This is a genomic window from Moraxella marmotae, from assembly GCF_042219885.1.
Classification (GTDB): Bacteria; Pseudomonadota; Gammaproteobacteria; order Pseudomonadales; family Moraxellaceae; genus Moraxella; species Moraxella marmotae.
Window position 1 is genome coordinate 1,456,431 of record NZ_JBHJHR010000002.1, and the last position, 23,770, is coordinate 1,480,200.

Below are 23,770 nucleotides of genomic sequence, written 5' to 3' on the forward strand. Positions count from 1 at the left end.
AAAATCGCTAGGACTTAGCATCAGCACCAACGCCAGCAGCATAAAATAATTGGAAAAATAAGCAATGAGCATAAACCACATTCATGATTTTAGAATTTTGGAGACTTTGACTGCCAAAAATCACACATTCAGCGTCCAAGAAACGGCTGATGGCATTCCGACGATTTGGGTTGAGCCAAGTGCGGTGCTAGATGTGCTTTTGACTTTGCGTACTGTGCCAAAGCCTTATGTGATGCTTGTGGATTTGTCCGCCATCGATGAGCGTCTGCGGACACATCGCCACGGCTTGCCTGACAGTGATTTTACCGTGTTTTATCACTTGATGAGTCTTGAGCGTAATAGCGACATTCGTGTTAAAGTCGCCCTAAAAGACGGCCAAAGCATTCCAAGTGCCACCAAGATTTATCCAAATGCCAACTGGTATGAGCGTGAAGTTTGGGATATGTTTGGTGTGGTATTTGACGGACACCCACATTTGACACGCATTTTGTTACCCAAATACTGGGAAGGCCACCCGCTGCGTAAAGAATATCATGCTCGTGCCACCGAGTTTACGCCTTATTTTCTAAACACTGCCAAGCAGCAATTTGAACAAGAAAATCTACGCTTTGTTCCTGAAGAATGGGGCATGAAACGCTCAGGCCGTGATGAAGACTTTATGTTCCTAAATATCGGCCCAAATCACCCTTCGGCACACGGTGCATTCCGCTTGGTGCTGCAGCTTGATGGTGAAGAAATCATCGACTGTATCCCAGACATCGGCTACCACCACCGTGGGGCTGAAAAGATGGCCGAGCGTCAGACTTGGCATTCATTTATCCCTTATACCGACCGCATTGATTATCTGGGCGGTGTGATGAATGAGCTACCGTACATTATGGCGGTAGAAAAGTTGGCTGGCATTACCGTGCCTGAGCGGGCCCAGACCATTCGCATTATGATGAGTGAGTTTTTCCGCATCACCAATAATTTGCTGTATTGGGGAACATTTATCCAAGATGCTGGTGGTATGACACCTGTGTTTTATATGTTTGCCGACCGCCAAAAAGCCTACGATGTCATCGAAGCGGTAACAGGCTATCGTATGCACCCAGCGTGGTTTAGAATCGGCGGTACAGCACACGATTTGCCAAATGGCTGGCAAAAACTGGTGCGTGATTTCCTAGACTGGATGCCAAAGCGTATTGATGAATATTACAAAGCCACCATGACCAACACCGTGCTAAAAGGTCGTACCCAAGCCGTTGCCCAATATGACGCCAAACAAGCTCTGGCGTGGGGTGTAACAGGGGCAGGTCTGCGTGCTACTGGCATTGATTTTGATTTGCGTAAGGCTCGCCCATACATGGGTTATGAGAATTTTGAATTTGATGTGCCAGTATTTTATAACGGCGACGCTTATGACAGATGCTTGGTCAAGATTGAAGAAATTCGCCAATCGCTGCGTATTATTGAACAATGCCTAAATAACATGCCATCTGGTGCGTACAAAGCCGAACACCCACTGGCAGTGCCACCACCAAAAGATCGCACGCTACAAGACATCGAGACTTTAATTAACCACTTTGTGTCGGTATCGTGGGGGCCTGTGATGCCAGCAGGCGAGTCGGCTTGTATGGTTGAAGGCGTCAAAGGTCTAAACAGCTATTATGTGACCAGCGACAACTCAACGATGAGCTATCGCACTCGCATTCGCACGCCAACTTTTGCTCATTTGCAGCAAATGCCAAGTGTGATTAACGGCTCATTGGTGTCTGATGCGATTATTTATTTGGCAAGTATTGATATTGTGATGGCGGATTGTGACAGATAAACTGTCGTGATTTTTGGTAAGATTTGCTAAATGAACATATCAATCGCACCGATGGCTATCAGCGACTACGATGCTGTCCATACGCTGTGGCTATCGTGTGCTGGCATGGGACTTAATGATATTGACGACAGCAAAGCGGGGATTGATAAATTTTTGCAAAGAAATCCCAAAACCTGCTTTGTGGCGACGCACGATGAGCAAATGGTTGGCGTGATATTGTCAGGGCATGATGGACGGCGTGCTTATATTTATCATTTGGCGGTCGCCCCAACACATCAGCGACAAGGCATTGCTACTGGCTTGGTTGATAAAGTGATACAAGCACTGGATAAGATTGGTATCAGCAAAGTCGCCTTGGTGGTGTTTGACGATAATCATGCGGGCAATGCGTTTTGGCAAAATCAAGGTTTTGATGAACGCACAGATTTGGTTTATCGTGACAAAAATTTGGTAAAGCTGGTGCGAATGGATACTTGATAAAATAGTTAATTTTACTAATAAATTGAATGATAAATATGATGATGGAAAACTTAGTCAGTAAGTAAAGTTTGGTTGTAGCGAAACGCCCAATAACATATTGATAAGCTACATAAAAATTTAGATGATTGGCAAATGGTAACTTTATGAAAATTGTAACTGATAAAAAACCCAAAGTGGATATAGAATCCATTTTGACCAGCGATGAGATTGCAGGCATCGATGAGTACATTCATCACTACCCACAAGCTCGAGCTGCGGTACTTGACGCCCTAAAACTGGTTCAAAAACGCAATGGCTGGGTCAATGACGCCCAAGTGGCTGCCATCGCCAATATGCTGTCCATTGCCGTGACAGATGTTGAAGGCGTGGCGACATTTTTTAACCGCATTTACCGCAGTCCTGTGGGTCGCCATGTGATTTTGATTTGTGATTCGATTGCCTGTTACTTAAATGGCTCAGAAGCGTTGTCGGCGGTGTTTCGCCGTGAATTGGGCATTGAGTTTGGCCAGACGACGCCAGATGGTCGCTTTACCTTATTGCCGATTTGCTGCTTGGGTAATTGCGACAAAGGGCCAAGCGTGCTGATTGATGAAGATACTTATGGCCCTGTTGATCCGTCTGAGGTCAAGTATTTATTGGAGCAATATGTATGAATGTACAACAACAAATCCAAGCTCGCAAAGATGGACTGGCACCCAGTCAGCTAAATCGCCAACGCATTCCCATCTATGGCGTGGGACTCAAAGAAGGCGAAGAGCCAACTTGCCTAACGCACCCTTTGACTTGGCGACTGTTTCACAAGGACGCTGTGCTAAAACTGGCGGATTATTTGGCACTCAAAGGTTTTGAAGGCCTAAAAATCGCCTTGAGCAAAACCCCTAAAGAAGTGGGTGAGATGATCAAAAATGCCAATGTGCGTGGCCGTGGCGGTGCAGGCTTTAACGCAGGTCTAAAATGGACCTTTATGACGCCACCAGATGGCGGCGTGCGTTATTTGATTTGTAATGCTGACGAAATGGAGCCGGGGACTTTTAAAGACCGTCTGTTGATGGAGCGTCTGCCATTTCAGCTGATTGAAGGTATGCTTATCAGTGCTTATGCCATCGGTGCATCGGCAGGGTATATCTTTATCCGTGGCGAGTACATTTTGGCAGCCGAGCGACTTGAAGCGGCGATTAAAGAACTATACGACAATAACCTGATGGGTGATAATATCCTAGGTTCGGCATTCAAGTTTGATTTACATGTGCATACAGGGGCAGGGCGATATATTTGCGGTGAAGAAACGGCATTGATTAACTGCCTAGAAGGTCGCCGTGCCAATCCACGCACCAAACCGCCTTTTCCACAGGTTTCAGGTGCTTGGGGTCGCCCAACGGTGGTCAATAATGTAGAAACACTAAATAATATGTCCGCCATTATGCTCAATGGCGTGGATTGGTATTTGGACTTACCAAAAGCCAAAGGCAAATCCCAAACGCCAGGTACTAAGATTATGGGCTGCTCTGGCCGTGTCAAAGACGCAGGTTTGTGGGAAGTGCCGTTTGGTTATACCGCTCGTGAATTGATTGAATTTGCTGGCGGCATGCAAGATGGACTAAAACTCAAAGCATGGCTACCAGGTGGGGCGAGTACCGACTTTTTGACCGCCAGCGATGAGCATTTGGATTTGGTGATGGATTTTGATCCCATCATGAAAGCAGGCAGCCGCTTGGGAACTTGCCTGATGATGGTGGTCGATGAAACCCAAGATATGGTGAGCTTGTCCAAAAATTTACAACAGTTTTTCCAAAGAGAATCTTGTGGCTGGTGTACGCCATGCCGAGATGGTTTGCCTTGGGGCGTCAAGATGCTAGATGCCATTGATAATGGTCAAGGTCACCCTGAAGACATTGATAAATTGTCCGAGCTGACTCGTGATTTGTGGATTGGTAAAACTTTTTGTGCGCACGCACCGGGGGCGATGGAGCCTTTGATGAGTGCCTTAAAATATTTCCGCCACGAATTTGACCACAAAATCAACTCAGCCAATAATTTGGTTGAACCATCGCTCAATGAACAAGGGGGTGCGTGATGGCAGTCATTCATATTGATGGCAAAACGGTCGAAGTCGATAGTGCAGACAATTTATTACAAGCCTGTCTATCGCTAGGAATTGATATTCCGTATTTTTGTTATCACCCAGCATTAGGCTCGGTTGGCTCGTGTCGCCAATGTGCGGTTAAGCAGTACAACAGTGCCGAAGATTATGAAGCTGGGCGTGGGCGATTGGTGATGAGCTGTATGGTCGCCCCAACCAACGATATGTACATTTCGGTTGATGACGAAGAAGCCAAAGGATTTCGCAAGCGTATTGTTGAGTATCTGATGACCAACCACCCACACGATTGCCCAACTTGCGAAGAAGGCGGACATTGCCACTTGCAGGACATGACTTATATGTCAGGGCATCGCAAGCGTCGTTATCGCTTTACCAAACGCACGCATCATAACCAAGATTTGGGCCCATTCATCAATCACGAGATGAACCGCTGTATCGCTTGCTACCGCTGTGTGCGTTTTTATAAAGACTACGCTGGCGGCGAAGACATGGGCGTTTATGCGTCTAATAACCGTGTGTACTTTGGTCGTGAAGCAGACGGTCAATTTGAGAGCGAATTTAGCGGCAACTTGACCGAAGTTTGCCCAACAGGTGTATTTACCGATAAGACACATTCGGATCGCTATAACCGCAAATGGGACATGCAATACGCCCCAAGCATTTGCCATGGCTGCTCAACAGGCTGCAATATCTCAGCAGGCGAGCGTTATGGCGAATTACGCCGCATCGAGAACCGCTATAATCATGATGTTAATGGTTACTTTTTGTGCGACCGTGGGCGTTTTGGCTATGGCTATGTCAATCGTGCCGACCGCCCAATCCGTCCTTATCAAAACACCTTGACAGGCAAAATTGAGCTAAATGCCAATGACGCACTGGATTTGGCATTTGAAATCATCAAGGACAAAAAAATCATCGGTATCGGCAGCGATGCCAGCAGTCTAGAAAATAACTTTGCACTCAAGCAATTGGTCGGTGCGGACAATTACAGCACAGGTCAAAGCATGGCAATGCAAAATTTGGTCAATCGTTCGGTTGCCATTTTGCGTAATGACAGCGTGTATAATGTGTCGGTTGCTCAAATCGAGCAGGCCGATGCGGTGTTTATCTTGGGCGAAGACATTACCCAGACATCGGCACGAGTGGCACTGTCTGTGCGTCAAGCTGCCAAAAATAAAGCTAAAACCATGGCAACAGCATTACGCACCGAGCATTGGCTTGCCGAGCCAGTCAAGCGTATCGGTCAGACGGCATACAGTCCGATTTATGTGGTCGATGTGGTCGATACCAAACTTGATGACATTGCTCAAGTGTCGGCAGTGGCGACCATCGAAGATGTGGCACGCCTAGGCTTTTTGGTCGGTGAAGTGATTGACAGCTTTGATGATGAGTTGGGCAAATTGTCCAAACCAAGCATTGATGCTGATGAATCGATGCTGGATTTGGCGTATCAAATCGCCGTGGATTTGGTGTCGGCAAATCAGCCGCTTGTCATCTCTGGCACATCGCTATCATCGCCTGCGGTGATTGATGCAGCAGGCTATGCGGCACAGGCTTTGAGCAAAAAACGCCAAGCGATTAAACAAGCCAATGATGCCCAGATTGCCGCTTATCAAGCACAACAAGCAGCCAATGGCGACACTGACGAAACTGACAAAGCTGATGCACCCAAGGCATTGGACAAAGGTTTTGCACCGCTTGCGGCGATTTATTTGGCACTGCCAGCAGCCAACAGCGTGGGCGTAAGCCTGCTTGGCGGCAAAGCCATCGAAGAAGTGCTGGCAAGTGATTATGATGTGGCGATTGTCCTTGAAAATGATTTGAGCCAAATCAGCACGATTAATGTGCTTGAAAAGATGGCAGACAAGACGGTGATTGCCATTGACCATCAAAATTACCCATGGCACGCTGGTGCAGCCTTGGTGCTGTCTGAGTCAAGTTTTGCAGAAAGTGATGGTACGCTCATCTCTGCCGAAGGTCGAGCGCAGCGGTTTTTCCAAGCCTATGACAAAAAATATTATGAGCCAACCAGCGACATTAAAGACGGCTGGCGTTGGCTGTATGCCTTGGCACACGAAGCAGGGCAAGCGGCATCGGCGGCACATTTGGACGAAGTGATTGACGACATCGCTGCACAAATTGACGAATTGGCGTTAATCAAAGACGCAGCACCAGCGGCAGATTATCGCATTACAGGGCTAAAAATCGCCCGTGAGCCACGCCGCTACTCAGGTCGTACGGCAATTCGTGCGCCACTGTCAATTCACGAACCGATGCAGTCTAAGGACATTGATACGGCTTTGACTTTCTCAATGGAAGGCTATGTGGGCAATCAAACCAACCCTGCCAGCATTCCGTTTGCATGGGCGGCAGGCTGGAACTCACCACAGGCTTGGAACAAATACCAAGACAAGGTCGGCGGCAAGCTAAAAGGCGGCGATGTTGGCGTGCGTTTGTTTGATTATTTGCCACGCATCAATGAGCAGTACACTTCAGCTCGTCATCAAATCCAAGATGCTGCCAATACCAGTGTTTTCCATGGTGTGGTGCGTTTGGTACCTAAGCACAATTTGTTTGCGTCCAGTGCGTTGGCGAGTCGCAGCCCTGTGGTTGCTAGCCAAATTAAGCCGATTGGCTGGTATGTCAATAAAAATGACGCCGATCATTGGCAAGTGCGTGAAGGGAACTTGTTGGCAATCGCATCGGTACAAGGCGAAATCGTCTTACCAGTGATTTTTGATGAATATATCCCAGATGGCTGCATCGGCTATGCCGCAGGACTGGTGCCGCTCAATCCACACATACCAACCACAGTCAAGCGTGCCGATTCGGTGGCGGAAGTCTTTGAGCCAAGCTATGCCGCCAGCCTAAAAAATCTACCAACACAGCATCGTGGCACTTTATTTAAGGCAAGTGAAGTCAAAATCGGTGAAGTGGTGCAAGTCGCCCCTGCTATGGAGAGAGTGTGATGTCAGTTCGTATTATTCCAGAAGTGCCATCATTTTTGGCAAATGCGATAAGTTTTGATGTTTGGTCGCTGCTGTTCTTGGTGGTTCAGGCTTTGGTGATATTTTTGGGCTTGGTCATTGTGGCTGCCTTGATGATTGTCTATGAACGCCGTATGCTGGCATTGTGGCAAGATCGCTATGGCCCAAACCGTGTGGGCTGGCAAGGCTCATTGCAGCTGGTGGCTGATATGCTAAAGATTTTTTTTAAAGAAGACTGGGTGCCAGAATTTGCTGAGAAAAAAATCTTTATCCTAGCCCCAGCGATTGCGATGTTTACCGCTTTGGCAAGTTTTGCCATTATTCCGCTATCGCCAACTTTGGGTGCAGCAGATTGGAACATTGGCTTGTTGTTTTTCTTTGCCATGGCAGGGCTTGCGGTTTATGCGGTGATGTTTGGTGGTTGGTCATCTGCCAACAAATTCTCACTGCTGGGCGGTTTGCGTTCGTCAGCACAGACCATCAGTTATGAAGTGTTTTTGGGCTTATCTTTGATGGGTGTTGTGGCGATGGCAGGCTCGTTTAATCTGCGTGACATCGTTGAAGCACAAAGCACAGTTTGGAATGTCGTGCCACAATTTTTTGGCTTTTTGACTTTTGTGGTGGCAGGCGTGGCAGTAACACACCGTCACCCATTTGACCAGCCAGAAGCCGAGCAAGAGCTTGCCGAAGGTTATCATGTGGAATATTCTGGCATGAAATTTGGTATGTTCTTTATTGGTGAATATGTCAATGTCGTGCTGATTTCAGCGTTGATGACTTGCCTGTTTTTTGGGGGTTGGTTGCCGCCATTTGGCCTAAACATTCCCTTTGTGCCGCCAGTGCTTTGGTTTGTGATTAAGACTTTGTTTTTTATGACAATGTTTGTATTGGCGCGTGGTTCTTTGATGCGTCCACGCTATGATCAGGTGATGAATTTTGGTTGGAAGGTGTGCCTGCCGATTACTTTGGTCAATTTGCTTGTGACGGCCGCCGTCATATTATCAGTACAATAAGGATAGGACATTATGCTTACAACCCTAAAAAATACGGCAGTTGGCATTGCAAGTATCGTCCGTTCGATGTGGATGGTCAATAGCCATGCCCTGCGTCCACGAGATACCATTTTATATCCAGAGCAGCCAGTTCCAGTACCGCCAAGATTTCGTGGCCGCATTGTGCTGACTCGAGATCCAGATGGTGATGAACGCTGTGTGGCGTGTAACTTATGTGCGGTGGCGTGTCCAGTTGGCTGTATTAGCCTACAAAAGGCCGAGCGTGAAGATGGCCGCTGGTATCCAGAGTTTTTCCGAATCAACTTTAGCCGCTGCGTGTTTTGTGGCATGTGTGAAGAAGCCTGCCCAACAACGGCAATTCAGCTTACGCCAGATTTTGAATTGGGCGAGTATAACCGCCAAAATTTGGTGTACGAAAAAGAGCATTTGCTGATTTCAGGGCCGGGTAAATATCCTGAATATAATTATTATCGTGTGACGGGCATGGCGACCAAAAATCAACCCAAAGGGTCGCATCAAAACGAAGCTGCACCGATTGATGTGCGGAGTTTATTACCATGATAGCCATATTATCTGATTTATTAAGCAATGCCAATGCGGTGGGCTTTTATGTGCTTGCGGCAGTTGCCATTTTTGCCAGTTTGCGTGTGGTCATGCATGCAAATCCTGTGTATGCCATTTTGTCAATGATTGTGTCATTGCTTGCTGTGGCAGGGATTTTCTTTATTTTGGGTGCGCCATTTGCAGGTATTCTTGAGATTATCGTCTATGCTGGTGCGATTTTGGTGCTGTTTGTCTTTGTGATTATGATGCTAAATTTGGGCAAAGATGTCGCCGAAGAAAAAGCATGGCTTAGTGCCAGTGCGTGGGCAGCACCTGTGTGCCTAACTTTAATCATTGGCGGTATGCTGACGGCGTTTATCCTAAGCTCACCAAATGCATCGGTAACATTATCCGAGCAGAGCATTGATGCCAAACAAGTCGGTATCAGCTTATTCACCCAATATGTGCTATTGGTTGAAGTGGCGGCGTTTTTGTTGTTGGGTGCGTTGGTGGCGGCTTATCATTTGGGCAAAAAAGCACTGGACGATGAGAACTTTAGCCATTATCAAGATTCAAAAGCAGGTGCTAATGCTGCCAACCATCAGCCAGATGGACCAGTATTCACTGACCACTCAAAACGACAAGGGGGTCTGTAATGACAGCGACTGTGCATACAACCATTGAACAAATCAGCACACAAACCAACATGGTTTTTGCCAATTTGGGCATTCCTGCATCGCACGCCTTGATTTTGTCGGCGATACTGTTTGCCATTGGCTTGGCAGGGGTGATGGCTCGTCGCAATGTGCTGTTTATGCTGATGAGCCTTGAGATTATGATGAATGCCACGGCGTTGGCGTTTATTGTTGGTGGCAATATTTGGGGTCTTGCTGATGGACAAGTGATGTTCATTTTTGTACTGACTTTGGCGGCAGCAGAAGCGGCGATTGGATTGGCGATTTTGTTGCAATTTTATCATCGATTTGGCAATCTTGATGTTAATCAAGCCAATAAGTTAAAGGGGTGAGTGATGAGTATGCTAGCATGGACTTTTATTTGCCCATTGATTGGATTTTTGTTATTGGCAAGCCTGCGAGATCGCTTATCGCAGTTGGCGGCGACTATCATCGGTGTCGGCTCAATGCTATTGTCCGCCATTGCCGCTTTGATGGCATCAATAGATTATTTACAAAATTTTAATGGTCAAGCGGCCAATGTGCCTTTATGGACTTGGCTAAAAGTGGGCGAATTTGCCCCAGCGTTTGGGCTACATTTTGATGGTTTGACCTTGACCATGACAGGCATTATTACAGGTGTTGGCTTTTTGATTCACCTGTTTGCTTCGTGGTACATGAATGGTGAGACAGGATTTGCCAGATTTTTTAGCTATCTGAATTTGTTTGTCGCCAGTATGTTGTTACTGGTGCAGGCGGACAATTTGCTGCTTTTGTATTTGGGCTGGGAAGGCGTTGGTATCTGCTCGTATTTGCTGATTGGCTTTTATTTTCATGAGCGTGCCAATGGCCGTGCCGCCATCAAAGCCTTTACGGTAACTCGTGTTGGTGATGTCTTTTTGGCGATTGGTCTGTTTTTGCTGTTCCGTGAATTTGGTACTTTGACCATCAGCGAAATCATCACACGCACGCCAGAAGTTTTGAGCCTAAATAACCCAACCGCCATCTTAATCACTATGATGCTCGTTGGTGGTGCTTGGGGTAAGTCGGCACAGATTCCGCTACACACTTGGCTGGCTGATGCGATGGCAGGTCCAACGCCAGTGTCGGCATTGATTCACGCAGCGACGATGGTTACTGCAGGCGTGTACTTGATTGCTCGTATGCACCCACTATTTATCCTAACGCCTGAAGTGCTGCTGTACTGGGTTGGTGGCATTGGGGCAATTTCAATGCTGGTGGCAGGTTTTTGTGCTTTGGCACAGACGGACATCAAACGCATCTTGGCATACTCAACCATGAGTCAGCTGGGCTATATGTTCATCGCTTTGGGTGTGGGTGCATGGCAAGCGGCGATTTTTCATTTGATGACGCACGCATTTTTTAAAGCCTTGCTATTCTTGGCATCTGGTGCGGTGATTATCTCTGTGCATCACGAACAAAACATCTTTAAGATGGGCGGACTTGCCAAAAAAATCCCACTGGTCTTTGCTTGCTTTGTGGTCGGTGGCGGTGCTTTGGTGGCATTGCCTTGGATTACCGTGGGCTTTTATTCCAAAGAAGCTATTTTGTGGGAAGCCTATGCAGGCGGCTATCAAACCCTATTTTGGGCAGGGGTATTTGGGGCGTTTTTAACTTCCATTTATACCTTCCGCTTGATTTGGATTACCTTTTTTGGCAAAGAAAAAACCCACGCCGAGAAACTGTCTGGCATCTCTTACTGGCTACCTTTGACGGTGCTATTGGTGCTATCGACTGGCTTGGGGGCGATGATTGTGCCACCTTTGGGCGAAGTGTTGCCGCTAGGACCGGGTCAGCTATTAGAGCAAGCTGGTGAAGCGCACATCAAGCACACTGCCGAGTACATCGCTTTGGCGGCGATGGCAGCAGGTTTGGTGCTTGCGGTGATTTTATATGCCATCAACCAAGGTCGCTTGTTGCAAAATTTCAAAAACACGGCGATTGGTGGGGCGTTATACCATTGGTGCTATCACGGTTTGGGCTTTGATGCACTGTATGACTTTGTATTTGTAAAACCATTTTTAGGCATTGCCAAACTGCTCAAAGGCGATCCAGTGGATAAATTGATCAACATTTTTCCAGCACTGGCGTCTGTGGGCAACAAACTGGTTGCCAAAACTCAAACAGGACTGTTACGCACCCATGTGCTTGGTTTTGGTTTGGGATTGGTGATTGTCTTAATCTTAGCAATGATGATGGTGGTGTAAAATGACATTAGAACAAAATTGGATACTGCCAGCATTGATTGCAATCCCGTTTATCACTGGTTTGTTGTGCTGGTTGATTGAGAAAGTCAGCGACCGCTTGCCACGCTGGATTGCACTTTTTGGCATGGTTGCCACTTTTGGCTTGGCGATGACGCTATGGCATCAAGGTGATTTTGACACTTTGTTGGCGACAGACGGCGTGGTCAATCCTGCCAATTTGCCTTGGGCGGCACAGTTTATTGTGCCGTGGATTCCAAGTTTTGGCATCAGTTTTCATTTGGCAATGGACGGCTTGTCTTTGCTGATGGTGGCTTTGACGGCGTTTTTGGGCATCATGGCGGTTGGCTGTTCATGGGGTGAGATTCAACGCCGTGTTGGGTTTTTTCACCTAAATCTGCTTTGGTCATTGGGCGGCGTGATTGGTGTATTTTTGGCAGTGGATTTATTCTTATTCTTTTTCTTTTGGGAATTGATGCTGTTGCCGATTTATTTTCTGATTTCGCTATGGGGGCATAATGCTACTGGCGGCCGCACCAAAGAATACGCAGCAACCAAGTTCTTTATTTATACCCAAGCATCTGGCTTGATTATGCTGATTGGCATTTTGCTGTTGGTGATTATCCACTTTAGCCAAACAGGTGTGTTAAGTTTTGATTATCATGATTTGCTGGGTCTGAACTTGGGCAGCTGGGAATATGTCATCATGATTTGCTTTTTCATCGGTTTTGCGGTGAAATTGCCAGTGTTCCCATTGCATGGCTGGCTACCAGATGCGCACGCCCAAGCACCAACGGCAGGTTCGGTGGACTTGGCAGGTATTTTGATTAAGACGGCGGCGTTTGGCTTGTTGCGTTTTGTGATTCCACTATTTCCCAACGCATCGGCAGAATTTGCACCGATTGCCATCACTTTGGGTATGATTGGCGTGTTTTATGGGGCGTTTTTGGCATTTGCTCAGACGGACATCAAGCGTCTATTGGCTTATACCAGTGTGTCGCACATGGGCTTTGTCGTGCTGGCGATTTATGATGGTGGATTGATTTCGCTACAAGGTTTGATGGTGCAGATGATTGCTCATGGTCTATCCAGTGCGGCATTGTTCATCATGGCAGGTCAGCTCTACGAGCGTCTGCATACACGAGATATGACTTTGATGGGTGGTATGTGGGGACAATTCCGCTATATCGCACCGCTGCTTATGTTCTTTAGTGCGGCATTGTTGGGCATTCCGGGTACAGGTAACTTCATTGGTGAGTTCTTGATTTTGCTTGGCTCATTTGCCAAACACCCAATTTTTGTCACATTGGCGACGGCAAGTTTGGTCTTGGCAGGTTTGTATGCTTTGATTATGATTTATCAAGCGTTATTTGGCAAAAACACCACTTTAGATTTGGTACAACAAAACCAAGGCAAGCTAAAAGACTTGGGCAAGCGTGAATTGGTCTTGCTGCTGTCTTTGGCAGCAGGTTTGGTGTGGCTTGGTTTGTATCCACAAGCATTATTGGACAAATCCGAAAGCTCTATGCAGTGGATCTCAAGTGCCTATGCCAGCGAAGTGATGCCATTGGACAAGCCCAATCATGGCGTGCGTTTGATTGATGGCAATATGGGGGACTATATGCACGAGCATCATCACCAGTTGCACGGTCAAGGTTATGATGCCACTGCCCATCATCACGATCATGAACATGATCATCATGAGCATGACGAGCATCATGACCACGATGACCATCATCACAATCATGAGCATAACCACCAATCTGAGCAAGGAGAGTAATCATGGACCATATGATTTTTGCATCTGTTTCGTCATTGCTGCCTGCGTTGGTGGTGGCAATCACTGCCCTTGTGGTGATGATTGCCATTGCTCTTAAGCGTTCGCATTTTTGGACGGCAACCTTAAGTGTCATTGGACTAAACGCCGCTTTATTGGCGGTGGTGGCACAAGCTGCAGGCTTGATCTCTATCGGTAGTACTTTTGGTGAGCTGTTTGTCTTTGATGGCTTGGCGATTTTTAATACTGGTGTAATTTTGATTGCATCATTAGCATGCTGTACTTTGTCTTATGGATATTTTGAAACTCTAAAAGACAACAAAGATGAGCTGTATTTGTTGATGCTGATTTCAACGCTTGGTGCGATCTTGATGACTGGTGCTGAGCATTTGGCAGCGTTTTTGATGTCGCTTGAGCTGTTGTCCGTACCAATGTATGGCATGTTGGCGTACACTTTTTTACGCTCTCGCTCGCTGGAGTCTGGCCTAAAATATCTCATCATGTCGGCGGCAGCATCGGCGACGCTCTTGATGGGCATGGCGTTGATTTTTGCTGATACAGGCACTTTGTTGTTTAAGGATTTGGCAAAGATTTTATTATCAGGGCAAATCTCAAGCCTAACTGTCGTCGGTGTGGTAATGATGCTGTCGGCAGTTGCCTTTAAGCTATCGGCTGCACCATTTCATGCGTGGGTGTCCGATGTTTATGAAGGTGCGCCAGCACCAGTGGCGGCATTTTTGGCCAGTGTGAGCAAAGTTGCCATGATGGCATTGGCACTTCGTTTCTTTATTGGCAGCTTGGCGATGATGACACCTGCCTTTGATACCGTGCTGATTGTGGTGATTGTGCTGTCCATTGTACTGGGTAACTTGTTGGCAATCCGTCAAGACAACCTAAAGCGTATGCTGGCGTATTCGTCCATTGCCCACATTGGCTATGCACTGATTGCACTGCTGTCTGTTGGTGCAGGCAGTATCGGCTTGGTCAGTATGTACATGGCGGTTTATGCATTGACTTCCATCGGTGCCTTTGGGGTGATTACACTGATGTCTAGCCCATATCGTGAGCGTGGACACACTTCCATTGGCGGTGAAGCGGACGATTTGCGTTTTTATCAAGGTCTGTTCTGGCGTCGTCCAGTTTTGACGGCGGTATTGACGGTGATGTTGCTGTCTTTGGCAGGCATTCCACTGACCGCAGGCTTTATCACCAAGTTCACCATTTTCTTGGCGGCGGTGCAGGGTTTGCAGTTTTGGGCAGCAGGCATGATTATTTTGGGCAGTGCGATTGGTTTGTATTATTACCTACGCATTTTGGTCAATCTGTACAAAAAACCGAAAGTCAATTTTGAATTTGACGCCCACGAACATTGGGGCATCAAAGCTGGTGGCGTGATGGTGATGATTGTTACGCTGCTGGTTGTGGTGTTTGGTATTTTACCAGAAGGCATGATGCAGCTGGCGAGTTTGGCATTTGTTCGCTAATATCCGCCACACTACTGCTAAAATCAGTAGCAACAAACAAGCACCAATCGGTGCTTGTTTTGTTTTGTGGGCTTTGGTATAGTGGCAATTTAGCAGACAATTTTAATTGGCTAATTTTACACAAATGATTTTAAACCATGATTTTGGGTAAATCATTTTGGTGTATTGCTGACAAGTACAATGCCGACAATTTAATTTGCATAAAACACACAACACAAACACAGGAATATAATCATGAGCGATGACAGTGCAGTTGCTATAACCGTCTTATCAAAAACCGTCTGGTCGCCGACATTGTTCAGTTTTACCACGACACGCCCTGAAGGTTTTCGCTTTGAAGCAGGGCAATTTGTCCGTCTGGGTATGGCAGCCAGTGAATTGGCAGCCAATGCCGACCAGCCCAAGCCTGCGATTGCAGCACGCATTTTTCGTGCTTATTCGGTGGCATCATCGCCTTATGATGAAGTGCTGGAGTTTTTTTCGGTGGTCGTGCCTGATGGGGCGTTCACTTCGCAATTGCAGCATCTGCAAGTGGGCGATAAATTGTACCTTAATCCCATGCCGTTTGGCTTTTTGACGCTGTCTCGCTACCAAGAGCCAGCACCAAAAACTCTGTGGCTATTGGCGACAGGCACAGGATTGGCGCCGTTTTTGTCGATTTTGCAGGATTTGTATGTCTGGGAAAAATACCAAGACATCGTACTGGTGTACAGCGCTCGCACGACTCAAGAATTGGCTTATCAAGAAAAAATTAACAATTTGGCTGATGAATTTGGCTCGCTGGTCGAAAATGCGGCTCGTTTTCATTATTTGCCGATTGTTACTAGAGAAAAAGTGGCAGGCTGCTTGTCTGAGCGTATCCCTAAGCTGATTGATGATGGCGAATTGACCAAAGCCACTGGCGTTGCCCTTGATGACACTGCCCATGTGATGTTGTGTGGCAATCCGCAGATGGTCGAAGACACCAAAGAAGCACTCAAGGCTCAGGGCTTGACGATGAACCGCCGTGGCGTGGGCAATATCGCTGTTGAAAATTATTGGTAAGATAAATTTAACAAATCGGTAAAGGGGGTATGTATGCCAGTATCAATTGATTCAATCAACCAAGACAGCACGGCATTGATTGTCGTTGATGTGCAAAATGGCTTTATTGGCGGCAATTTGGCGGTCGCTGGTGCTAAGAAAATTATCCCAACAATCAATAACTTGGCGGCAAAATTTCACCATGTGATTTTGACCCAAGATTATCACCCAGCCAATCACATCTCATTTGCCGACAATCATCATGGTAAGAACCCTTTTGAAATCATTGACTTGCCTTATGGTAAGCAAGTGCTTTGGTCCAGTCACTGTGTACAAGGTACGGCGGACGCTGATTTTCATGCCGATTTGTCCATCGCCCATGCCGAGCTGATTATCCGCAAGGGCTATCACCCAGCGGTGGACAGTTATTCGGCGTTTTTTGAAGCCGATGGCAGGCGTACGGGTTTGGCGGGATATTTGAACGAGCGTGGCATTGACACGGTGTATGTGGTCGGCATTGCTCTGGATTATTGCGTGGCGTGGACAGCGATGGACGCCATCAAGGCAGGTTTTCGCTGCCATGTAATCCAAGACGCAACCGCCGCCATTGATCAAAATGGCTCACTGGCACAGGCGATGGCGGCAATGCAAACGGCAGGCGTGATTTTGCTTTAGCTGATAAGCTGCGTTGTGCTAAAGTGGTGGATAATTGGATAATTGGATAATTAGATAATTGGATAATTAGATAATTAGATAATTGGATAATTGGATAATTTTTAAGCCAATTTTAATTACCACTTATTACAAATGTCATAAGCTATCATAAACCAAACAATTTAACAATTAACACGCCCAATAAAAACCCCATCATGCCAATAATCACGCTCATGCCTGTATTGACGCCACGCCAAGTGGCGATGATGGTGGCGACGATGCCAAAAATACTGGCAAGCCAAGGACTGTTAGCATCGCTTGTGCCAAAAAACGGCACGGCAAGTACCATGGTCATGGCAATGATGATTGCACCGCCCAGTGGTGCCAACGGAGAGTTTTTGGCGGTAAAAAAACGAATCACTGGCGAATCATCAGGCAACAAAAACGGCAAGGCACGAGATAAGGCGGTCAAAATTGCCATGCTGATGACGGCGATGATAAGCGTTGTAACATTGGCTTGGTTGAACATGATTTTTGGGTTTAGGTTTTTAAAATTATTTGGCTATGTGGGCGGTTTATTGTTAAATGTTTGGCGGTCAGCGTCGCCATTTATCAAGCACGAACTGGGCGATGACACCAGCAAATCCCGCCACCAATAGGGCAACTTCACCATGACCAAAGTGCGTACATAGCACGGCGATGATGGCTGCGACGATCAAAGCAGGGCGAAAGCGGGGTTCTTGGAGAAAGGCGTGCGTGGATAATGAAACAAATAACGCCACAAAGGCAAAATTCATAGTGGCACTCATGATGGGGTAATTTGCCAATAATTTACCGCCAAAAATCCCCAAAATCGTGCCACCCCACCACGACACCCACGACACCACCGCCAGACCGACAAGCCATGGCTTTTGTCGCTCGATGCCGTCAAGCTTTGCCATGGCGGTAGCAAACACTTCATCGGTAATCAGCGGTGCTACCCAAATCATGCCTTGACTGGATTTTAGATGTCGCTTCATCAGTGGTGCATAAAGCAGATGCCGACTGTCAAGCAAAGCACACAAGCCAACAATCGCCAAAACGCTGGCACCACTCATGATAGACGCAAACAGCAAAAACTGGCTGGCCCCTGCATAAATAAACACGCTCATGGCGATGATAATCCAAATCGGCAAATCCGCTGCCGCTGCTGCCATGCCAAAAGCAATCGCCACAGGGACATAGCCCAAGGCAATCGGCAGGGCGGACTGGCAGCCGTGGATAAATGCTTGCGTGTTTTTCATAGATTAATCACACACCAATCATACGCTGACACATGCCAAAATTACATTTTTTCAACGGTCTTAATGCCAAGCAAGGTCAAGCCCTGTTTTAGCGTTTTGGCGGTCAAAGCAGCCAGCAGCAGACGACTGGTTTTGGTTGGCTCTTCGGTGCTTAAAATTGGGCAGGATTCATAAAATCCTGAGAAAATGCCTGCCAATTCAAACAGATATTGGCACAACAGATGTGGCATGCCGTCTTTGACGACTGACAATAGCACTTCTTCAAATTGTAATAATTTAATCGCCAACTGGTGCTCTTTGTCATTACCGATGGCAATTTCGCCTGTCAAAGCGTGCAAATCCAAGCCAGCTTTGGTAAAGATAGAGCGAATGCGTGTGTAGGCGTATTGCATATAAGGGGCGGTGTTGCCTTCAAAAGACAGCATATTGTCCCAATCAAACACATAGTCGGTGTTGCGGTTTTTGGACAGATCCGAGTATTTGACCGCGCCGATAGCCACCGCATCAATCACCGCTTGTTTTTCGCTGTCGCTCAATTCGGTATTTTTTTCGTCAATCAACACGCTGGCTCGCTCAATCGCTTCGTCCAACAAATCGGCCAGTTTTACCGTACCACCGCTGCGAGTCTTAAACGGCTTGCCATCTTTGCCTAGCATCATGCCAAAGGTAAAATGCTCAAGGATAAAATCGTCAGGCACAAAGCCACCTTTACGGGTAATCAGCCATGCCTGCTGCATGTGCTGTGCTTGGCGACTGTCCGAAAACACCATGGCACGGTCTGCTTTAAGCGTGTGGCAGCGATAGCTGGCGGCGGCGATGTCGGTGGTGGTGTACAGATAGCCACCGTCTTTTTTCTGGACGATAACGCCCATCGGATCGCCGTCTTTATTTTTAAATTCATCTAAAAATACAACCACTGCACCATCATCTTCACTTGCCAAGCCTTTGTCTTTTAGCGTCTGTACCACATCAGGCAGCATCGGATTGTACAGACTTTCACCCATGGTGTCTTTGGTGGTTAGTGTAACATTCAATCTATCGTAGGTGCGTTGGCACTGCTGCATGGTGATATCCACCAGCTTACGCCACATGGATAAGCAATATTCATCACCACTTTGAAGTTTAACCACATAATTGCGTGATTTTTCAGCAAAATCGGCATCATTGTCATAAGTGGCTTTGGCTTCACGATAAAAGGCTTCTAAGTCAGACAGATCCATATCGGTAGCGTTGCCATTTTGCATTTTTTCTAAATAAGCAATCAGCATGCCAAACTGCGTTCCCCAGTCGCCGACATGATTGGCACGAATCACTTGATTGCCCAAAAACTCCAGTGTGCGGACGACACTATCACCGATAATGGTTGAACGCAAATGCCCAACATGCATTTCTTTGGCGACATTGGGCGATGAATAGTCCACCACGATGGTCTGTTTTTGGTCGGTGTCAATGCCTAGTGTTTGGCTTTGATTTGCTTTGGCAACACAATTTGCTAGCCATTCATCTTTTAAGAAAATATTAATAAAACCTGGACCTGCAATTTCTAATTTGGTGGCAATGTCGTCCAAATTGAGCTGCTCTAGCACCGCTTGGGCAAATTCACGGGGATTTTTGCCCAGTTTTTTGGCGGCGGCCATGATGCCATTGGCTTGATAGTCGCCAAATTGCGGCTTGCCTGACTGACGCACCAAGGCTTCCACTGGCTCGCTTGCCCCAGCTGCAATCATCGCTTGTTTGATTTTATCGGATAAAATGTGTTGAATATTCATGAGTTTCCTGTTATTTATCAAAGTTCTAGATGAAAAATAAAAATAAAAATAACGCCAAAATGCCGTTAAAACGCTGACAATACCACGCTAACAAATGCTGATAAATGTTGATTAAAACGAATAATGATAACAAATTTTTGCCAAAAAATCTTGCAAAATTATCAAAAATCCACGCCAAGCGTTTGATGACTTATTATTTTTATGGGTTTGATGATGGATTTTTGTTACAAACTTTGATAAAAATTGGGCAATATAAAAAAAATGCTTGCTTTTACTACAAAAGCAAGCATTGATTTAGAATTGATTAAATTTAATATTAGTTAAACCAAATTGGTAGGGTAAATTGGCATCATGACAAATACAGCTGATAAGCATACATGGCAAGGCTTAGGGCGATTGCCCACATCACTAAGGCGATTATGCCGTCCAAGACTCGCCAAGTGACAGGTTTATTAAATAAAGGAATGAGCAGGCGGGCTCCGTAGCCTAAGCCAAAAAACCACAGGGCGGACGCTGTGAGCGAACCTGCCAAAAAGGCGAGTTTTTGCTCTGGCGTTAATGTCCCTGCGACACCGCCGATAATCACCACGGTGTCCAGATAGACATGGGGGTTTAGTAGGGTGAGTGCCAAAGTCGTGCCGATGGTGGCGGCGATGGTGGCTTGCTGCTGACTTGAGTCGATTGCCAAGCCACTGCTGCCGCTGATGGCAGAACGCAACGCACGCAAGCCATAGACAAACAAAAATAACGCACCAACGATGGCAAGGACGATGGTTGCCATAGGGCTTTGGCTGATGAGCGAGCCAAAACCAAGTACGCCAAAGCTGATTAGCACAAAATCACACAAAAAACAGGTCAATGCCACCCAAAAAATATGATTTTTTAGCAAGCCTTGTTTGAGTACATAGGCATTTTGGGCGCCGATGGCGACAATCAAGCCGCCAGATACCAACAAGCCTTGAATAAAGGCAGGCGAAAACATGCTATTATCCATACAACCCTTAAATAAAAGCATACAAAAACATCAAAGAAACAAACGCCCCAATCCAACCAGATGGGGCGTCGTATAATAATGGCGGAAGCTGAGAGATTCGAACTCTCGGTGGGCTATAAACCCACGCCGGTTTTCAAGACCGGTGCATTCAACCGCTCTGCCAAGCTTCCTAAAACTTATCAAAAGCTATTAATACTATTAATATTAATGCTCTATAAAAAGCAACTTGTATCATTTGCAATCACAAATCATACAAAATGTATCAAAAATAATGGCGGAAGCTGAGAGATTCGAACTCTCGGTGGGCTATAAACCCACGCCGGTTTTCAAGACCGGTGCATTCAACCGCTCTGCCAAGCTTCCAATGCGTGGTATTATAGCTTAATTTTTTGCAAATGCAAGGGTTTTTTATCGGTTTTTATCAATTTGCGTGAAATTTTTGTCGGATTTTGCCGTGCCTGAAAAAATTAACCGATTGGCTTTGACTGTTTGAATGAGTTAATATCCTAAATCATGCCTTAAATCGCATCATTGAAACACAAATCATTAAACAAAAATCATTCAAGACAAAATAGCTAAGATAAGCCAAGTTAGATCAAGTTAAGCTAAGCTAAGCCAAATCAAGGTTGAAAAATCACAAGATCAAGATAAGGATAATTTTATAAATAATTTGCAAAAAAAAGCAAATAAAAGCGATTTATAAAAACAGTTTTGGTTCACGGCGGGGTGTGCTGATTTCTTCGATGCTGATTTGATTGTCCGTGCGGCAATTTTCTTGGGGAGCGAAAATATCTCGCATCAAGGCAGCGATTTCATAAATCGTGCGGCGAGTGTGGATCAGGTTATCCTTTGGGCGTGTCCAGCTGGGACTGATGGCAAGCGGTGCTGGTATGGCGATGGTGTCAATACCAGCCTTGGCGAACTGGCGACGAGCTCTGGCCATGTGGTAGCGGTCAGTCACCAGATAGGCGGTGGTGGGCAGCTCGTGATGACTAAGTAATTTGGCGGTAAAAACGGCATTTTCGCAAGTGTTCATACTGGCGTTTTCGTTGATGATGATGGCTTTTTGTCCCAAATGCTCCAGCAGATAATCACGCAGCCATGGCGATTCGACACCGCTGGTGATGATGTTTAAGGGCTTATCGTGATGTAGGCTGATGGCTTGATCGGCACGGCTTTGGCTATAATGATTGAGCGTGATATTGCCTGTTGATGAGCGTGTCAATCCGCCACCCAGCAGGACAATGCTGCTGGCAGGGGTGGAGACTTTGGGCAAGGTCAGCGTGGAATATAAGGACAACAGCCCTGTGCCGACATTGGCAAAAATCGGCGTCAGCATACTTGCTACAATCACAGCGACGCCGATACTGCCGATGATGATAAATCGCAGCAGTTTTTTGACCATACGGCGTAATGCCGACGGTTTGGGGTTGTGGTTAGGCATAGCTACCATCGTGATTGACCCAGACAGGTTCACGCACCAAAGTGATGCCAAATTTTTGTTGCACTGTCTTGATGATGTGCAAGGTGGTAGCGGCGATGTCGTCTTGGGTGGCGATGAGCGGTGCATGATTGGTTAAGACCAGTGCCTGCTTGGTGTGTGTCAATATCGGTGCGATGCCGCCGCCTTTGAGTCCTGCTTGATCAATCAGCCAGCCTGCAGGGATTTTGACAAATTGTTCATAAGCAGGATAGCTGGGCAGATTTGGGTGCTGGGCTTTTAAGTGGTTAAATTGCTCAAGCGAGATGATGGGGTTTTGGAAAAACGAGCCGCAATTTGCCAAAACTTTGGGGTCAGGCAATTTACTTTGGCGAATGGCGATGACCGCATGATAAACATCTGTAGGGCAGATGGTATCACGCCCATCAGCATGTGCTAAGGCTTGTGCGTGTGTGTGCAAATCGCCATAGCTTGAGCGTGTGCGTGTGCTGTCTTTGTGCAGGCGTAGGGTGATGGCGGTGATCAGATAGCGGTTTGGCTCGTCCTTAAAAATGCTGTGGCGATAAGCAAAACGACACTCACGATTATCCAAAGTTACAAACTGACCGCTTGCCCATTCATAGACACGCACGCTGTCTAGCACATCTTCAAGCTGCACGCCGTAAGCACCGATATTTTGTACAGGGGCTGCCCCTGCCAAACCGGGAATCAGTGCCAAATTCTCCAGTCCGTACCAGCCTTTGGCGGTGCAATCACTGACCAGCTCATGCCAATTTTCGCCAGCATTGACTTGCAGCAGGACGCTTTGTTCGTCTTCGTGCAGGACGGTTTTGCCCATCATGCGTGGCAGAATCACTGTGGCGTGCAAGCGACTGGGCAGCAGCACATTACTGCCACCAGACAGCACAAACCACGGCGTGGTAGGGCGAATGCTTGGCAGCTGATTTTCATCATGGACAATAATGGCAGTGTCTGTGTATGAGCTTAGTGCCATGGTGTTCATGGCGGATAAGTCATAATTTTGGTAAGTATTTGTCATCGGCGGTTTGGCTAAATTGGGCAAAATAAGTTAAGGATAATCATGCTTTCATTATAGCGGTAGCAGGCGGGCTAAGTCAATGAAGGGGTGGTATTGTCTGGATTGATCATGATAATTTAATTGAGATAATTTGATAATGGTAATAAAGATGGATTGACAATTAATTTTCACCTAAGATACATTAAGACATGCCAAATTATCAATAATGAACCATATTAAAACAAGGGAAAATAAAAATCACCATTTATTGGTCTGAGATTCCATAACGACTTATAACCACCAAGCATAATAAAAAGACAAAAAAGCTATTTTTTTTCTTGACAATTTCCAAAATCAACATTATTCTACGAAAACAAAAATTTTTGTATCATTTGGTTACATTAGCACAATCTTTAGTTATGTTTATGTAAGCAAATGATATACGGTAGCCGTCTAAGTCTGATGACACAAGATTAGCTAATCAATCGTTT

General features: G+C 46.4%; 20 protein-coding genes and 2 tRNA genes. 14 read left to right on the forward strand and 8 right to left on the reverse strand.

The window, feature by feature from the left end:
- The first annotated feature begins 64 nt into the window (after positions 1–64).
- The 14 genes from nuoC (at position 65) to ACFBZI_RS06760 (ending at position 16,795) form a co-directional block, all read left to right on the forward strand.
- A complete protein-coding gene (nuoC, locus tag ACFBZI_RS06695; RefSeq protein ID WP_375715615.1) occupies positions 65–1,813 on the forward strand; it encodes an NADH-quinone oxidoreductase subunit C/D in 1,749 nt (582 codons plus the stop codon).
- A 30-nt stretch (positions 1,814–1,843) separates the two neighbouring features.
- Positions 1,844–2,290 (forward strand): GNAT family N-acetyltransferase, encoded by a 447-nt coding sequence (locus tag ACFBZI_RS06700; protein ID WP_375715616.1) that lies wholly within the window; start codon positions 1,844–1,846, stop codon positions 2,288–2,290.
- A gap of 146 nt (positions 2,291–2,436) precedes the next feature.
- Complete coding sequence (gene nuoE / locus ACFBZI_RS06705; protein WP_375715617.1) at positions 2,437–2,946, forward strand: NADH-quinone oxidoreductase subunit NuoE; 510 nt, start codon at positions 2,437–2,439, stop codon at positions 2,944–2,946.
- On the forward strand, positions 2,943–4,367 hold the full coding sequence (gene nuoF, locus ACFBZI_RS06710) for an NADH-quinone oxidoreductase subunit NuoF (protein WP_375715618.1): 1,425 nt from the start codon (positions 2,943–2,945) through the stop codon (positions 4,365–4,367). Before nuoE ends, nuoF begins: the two co-directional genes overlap by 4 nt.
- A complete protein-coding gene (gene nuoG / locus ACFBZI_RS06715; protein WP_375715619.1) occupies positions 4,367–7,363 on the forward strand; it encodes an NADH-quinone oxidoreductase subunit NuoG in 2,997 nt (998 codons plus the stop codon). The genes nuoF and nuoG overlap by 1 nt, the downstream gene beginning before the upstream one ends.
- Positions 7,363–8,394: an NADH-quinone oxidoreductase subunit NuoH gene (gene nuoH / locus ACFBZI_RS06720; protein ID WP_375715620.1), complete on the forward strand. Its 1,032-nt coding sequence runs from the start codon at positions 7,363–7,365 to the stop codon at positions 8,392–8,394. Before nuoG ends, nuoH begins: the two co-directional genes overlap by 1 nt.
- 12 nt (positions 8,395–8,406) lie before the next feature.
- Entirely contained in the window at positions 8,407–8,955 is a 549-nt protein-coding gene (nuoI, locus tag ACFBZI_RS06725; protein ID WP_375715621.1) for an NADH-quinone oxidoreductase subunit NuoI, read from the forward strand.
- A complete protein-coding gene (nuoJ, locus tag ACFBZI_RS06730) occupies positions 8,952–9,593 on the forward strand; it encodes an NADH-quinone oxidoreductase subunit J (protein WP_375715622.1) in 642 nt (213 codons plus the stop codon). The genes nuoI and nuoJ overlap by 4 nt, the downstream gene beginning before the upstream one ends.
- Positions 9,594–9,643: 50 nt before the next feature.
- Complete coding sequence (gene nuoK / locus ACFBZI_RS06735; protein WP_375716329.1) at positions 9,644–9,964, forward strand: NADH-quinone oxidoreductase subunit NuoK; 321 nt, start codon at positions 9,644–9,646, stop codon at positions 9,962–9,964.
- A 3-nt stretch (positions 9,965–9,967) separates the two neighbouring features.
- Complete coding sequence (gene nuoL / locus ACFBZI_RS06740; protein ID WP_375715623.1) at positions 9,968–11,839, forward strand: NADH-quinone oxidoreductase subunit L; 1,872 nt, start codon at positions 9,968–9,970, stop codon at positions 11,837–11,839.
- Between the two features lies 1 nt (position 11,840).
- The gene (gene nuoM, locus ACFBZI_RS06745) at positions 11,841–13,616 is read left to right on the forward strand and encodes an NADH-quinone oxidoreductase subunit M (RefSeq protein WP_375715624.1); all 1,776 of its coding nucleotides are present in this window, start codon (positions 11,841–11,843) and stop codon (positions 13,614–13,616) included.
- A 2-nt stretch (positions 13,617–13,618) separates the two neighbouring features.
- Positions 13,619–15,097 carry an NADH-quinone oxidoreductase subunit N gene (locus ACFBZI_RS06750; RefSeq protein WP_375715625.1) on the forward strand — a complete coding sequence of 493 codons (1,479 nt, stop codon included), beginning with the start codon at positions 13,619–13,621 and terminating at the stop codon, positions 15,095–15,097.
- Between the two features lie 234 nt (positions 15,098–15,331).
- The gene (locus ACFBZI_RS06755; RefSeq protein WP_375715626.1) at positions 15,332–16,141 is read left to right on the forward strand and encodes a ferredoxin--NADP reductase; all 810 of its coding nucleotides are present in this window, start codon (positions 15,332–15,334) and stop codon (positions 16,139–16,141) included.
- A gap of 33 nt (positions 16,142–16,174) precedes the next feature.
- Positions 16,175–16,795 carry a nicotinamidase gene (locus ACFBZI_RS06760; RefSeq protein ID WP_375715627.1) on the forward strand — a complete coding sequence of 207 codons (621 nt, stop codon included), beginning with the start codon at positions 16,175–16,177 and terminating at the stop codon, positions 16,793–16,795.
- A 145-nt stretch (positions 16,796–16,940) separates the two neighbouring features.
- Here ACFBZI_RS06760 and ACFBZI_RS06765 read toward each other — a convergent pair whose 3' ends face one another.
- From ACFBZI_RS06765 to murB, 8 genes are all read right to left on the reverse strand, one after another.
- A complete protein-coding gene (locus ACFBZI_RS06765; RefSeq protein ID WP_375715628.1) occupies positions 16,941–17,303 on the reverse strand; it encodes an AzlD domain-containing protein in 363 nt (120 codons plus the stop codon).
- A 67-nt stretch (positions 17,304–17,370) separates the two neighbouring features.
- Positions 17,371–18,057 carry an AzlC family ABC transporter permease gene (locus tag ACFBZI_RS06770; protein ID WP_375715629.1) on the reverse strand — a complete coding sequence of 229 codons (687 nt, stop codon included), beginning with the start codon at positions 18,055–18,057 and terminating at the stop codon, positions 17,371–17,373.
- A gap of 41 nt (positions 18,058–18,098) precedes the next feature.
- Positions 18,099–19,826 carry an arginine--tRNA ligase gene (gene argS, locus ACFBZI_RS06775; protein ID WP_375715630.1) on the reverse strand — a complete coding sequence of 576 codons (1,728 nt, stop codon included), beginning with the start codon at positions 19,824–19,826 and terminating at the stop codon, positions 18,099–18,101.
- Between the two features lie 349 nt (positions 19,827–20,175).
- Positions 20,176–20,808 carry a LysE/ArgO family amino acid transporter gene (locus ACFBZI_RS06780; RefSeq protein WP_375716330.1) on the reverse strand — a complete coding sequence of 211 codons (633 nt, stop codon included), beginning with the start codon at positions 20,806–20,808 and terminating at the stop codon, positions 20,176–20,178.
- A 91-nt stretch (positions 20,809–20,899) separates the two neighbouring features.
- Positions 20,900–20,990 (reverse strand) — tRNA-Ser (locus tag ACFBZI_RS06785).
- A gap of 102 nt (positions 20,991–21,092) precedes the next feature.
- Positions 21,093–21,183: transfer RNA gene (locus ACFBZI_RS06790), tRNA-Ser, on the reverse strand.
- A 334-nt stretch (positions 21,184–21,517) separates the two neighbouring features.
- Positions 21,518–22,264 (reverse strand): YdcF family protein, encoded by a 747-nt coding sequence (locus tag ACFBZI_RS06795; RefSeq protein ID WP_375715631.1) that lies wholly within the window; start codon positions 22,262–22,264, stop codon positions 21,518–21,520.
- The gene (gene murB, locus ACFBZI_RS06800) at positions 22,257–23,300 is read right to left on the reverse strand and encodes a UDP-N-acetylmuramate dehydrogenase (RefSeq protein ID WP_375715632.1); all 1,044 of its coding nucleotides are present in this window, start codon (positions 23,298–23,300) and stop codon (positions 22,257–22,259) included. Before murB ends, ACFBZI_RS06795 begins: the two co-directional genes overlap by 8 nt.
- Between the last annotated feature and the right edge of the window lie 470 nt (positions 23,301–23,770).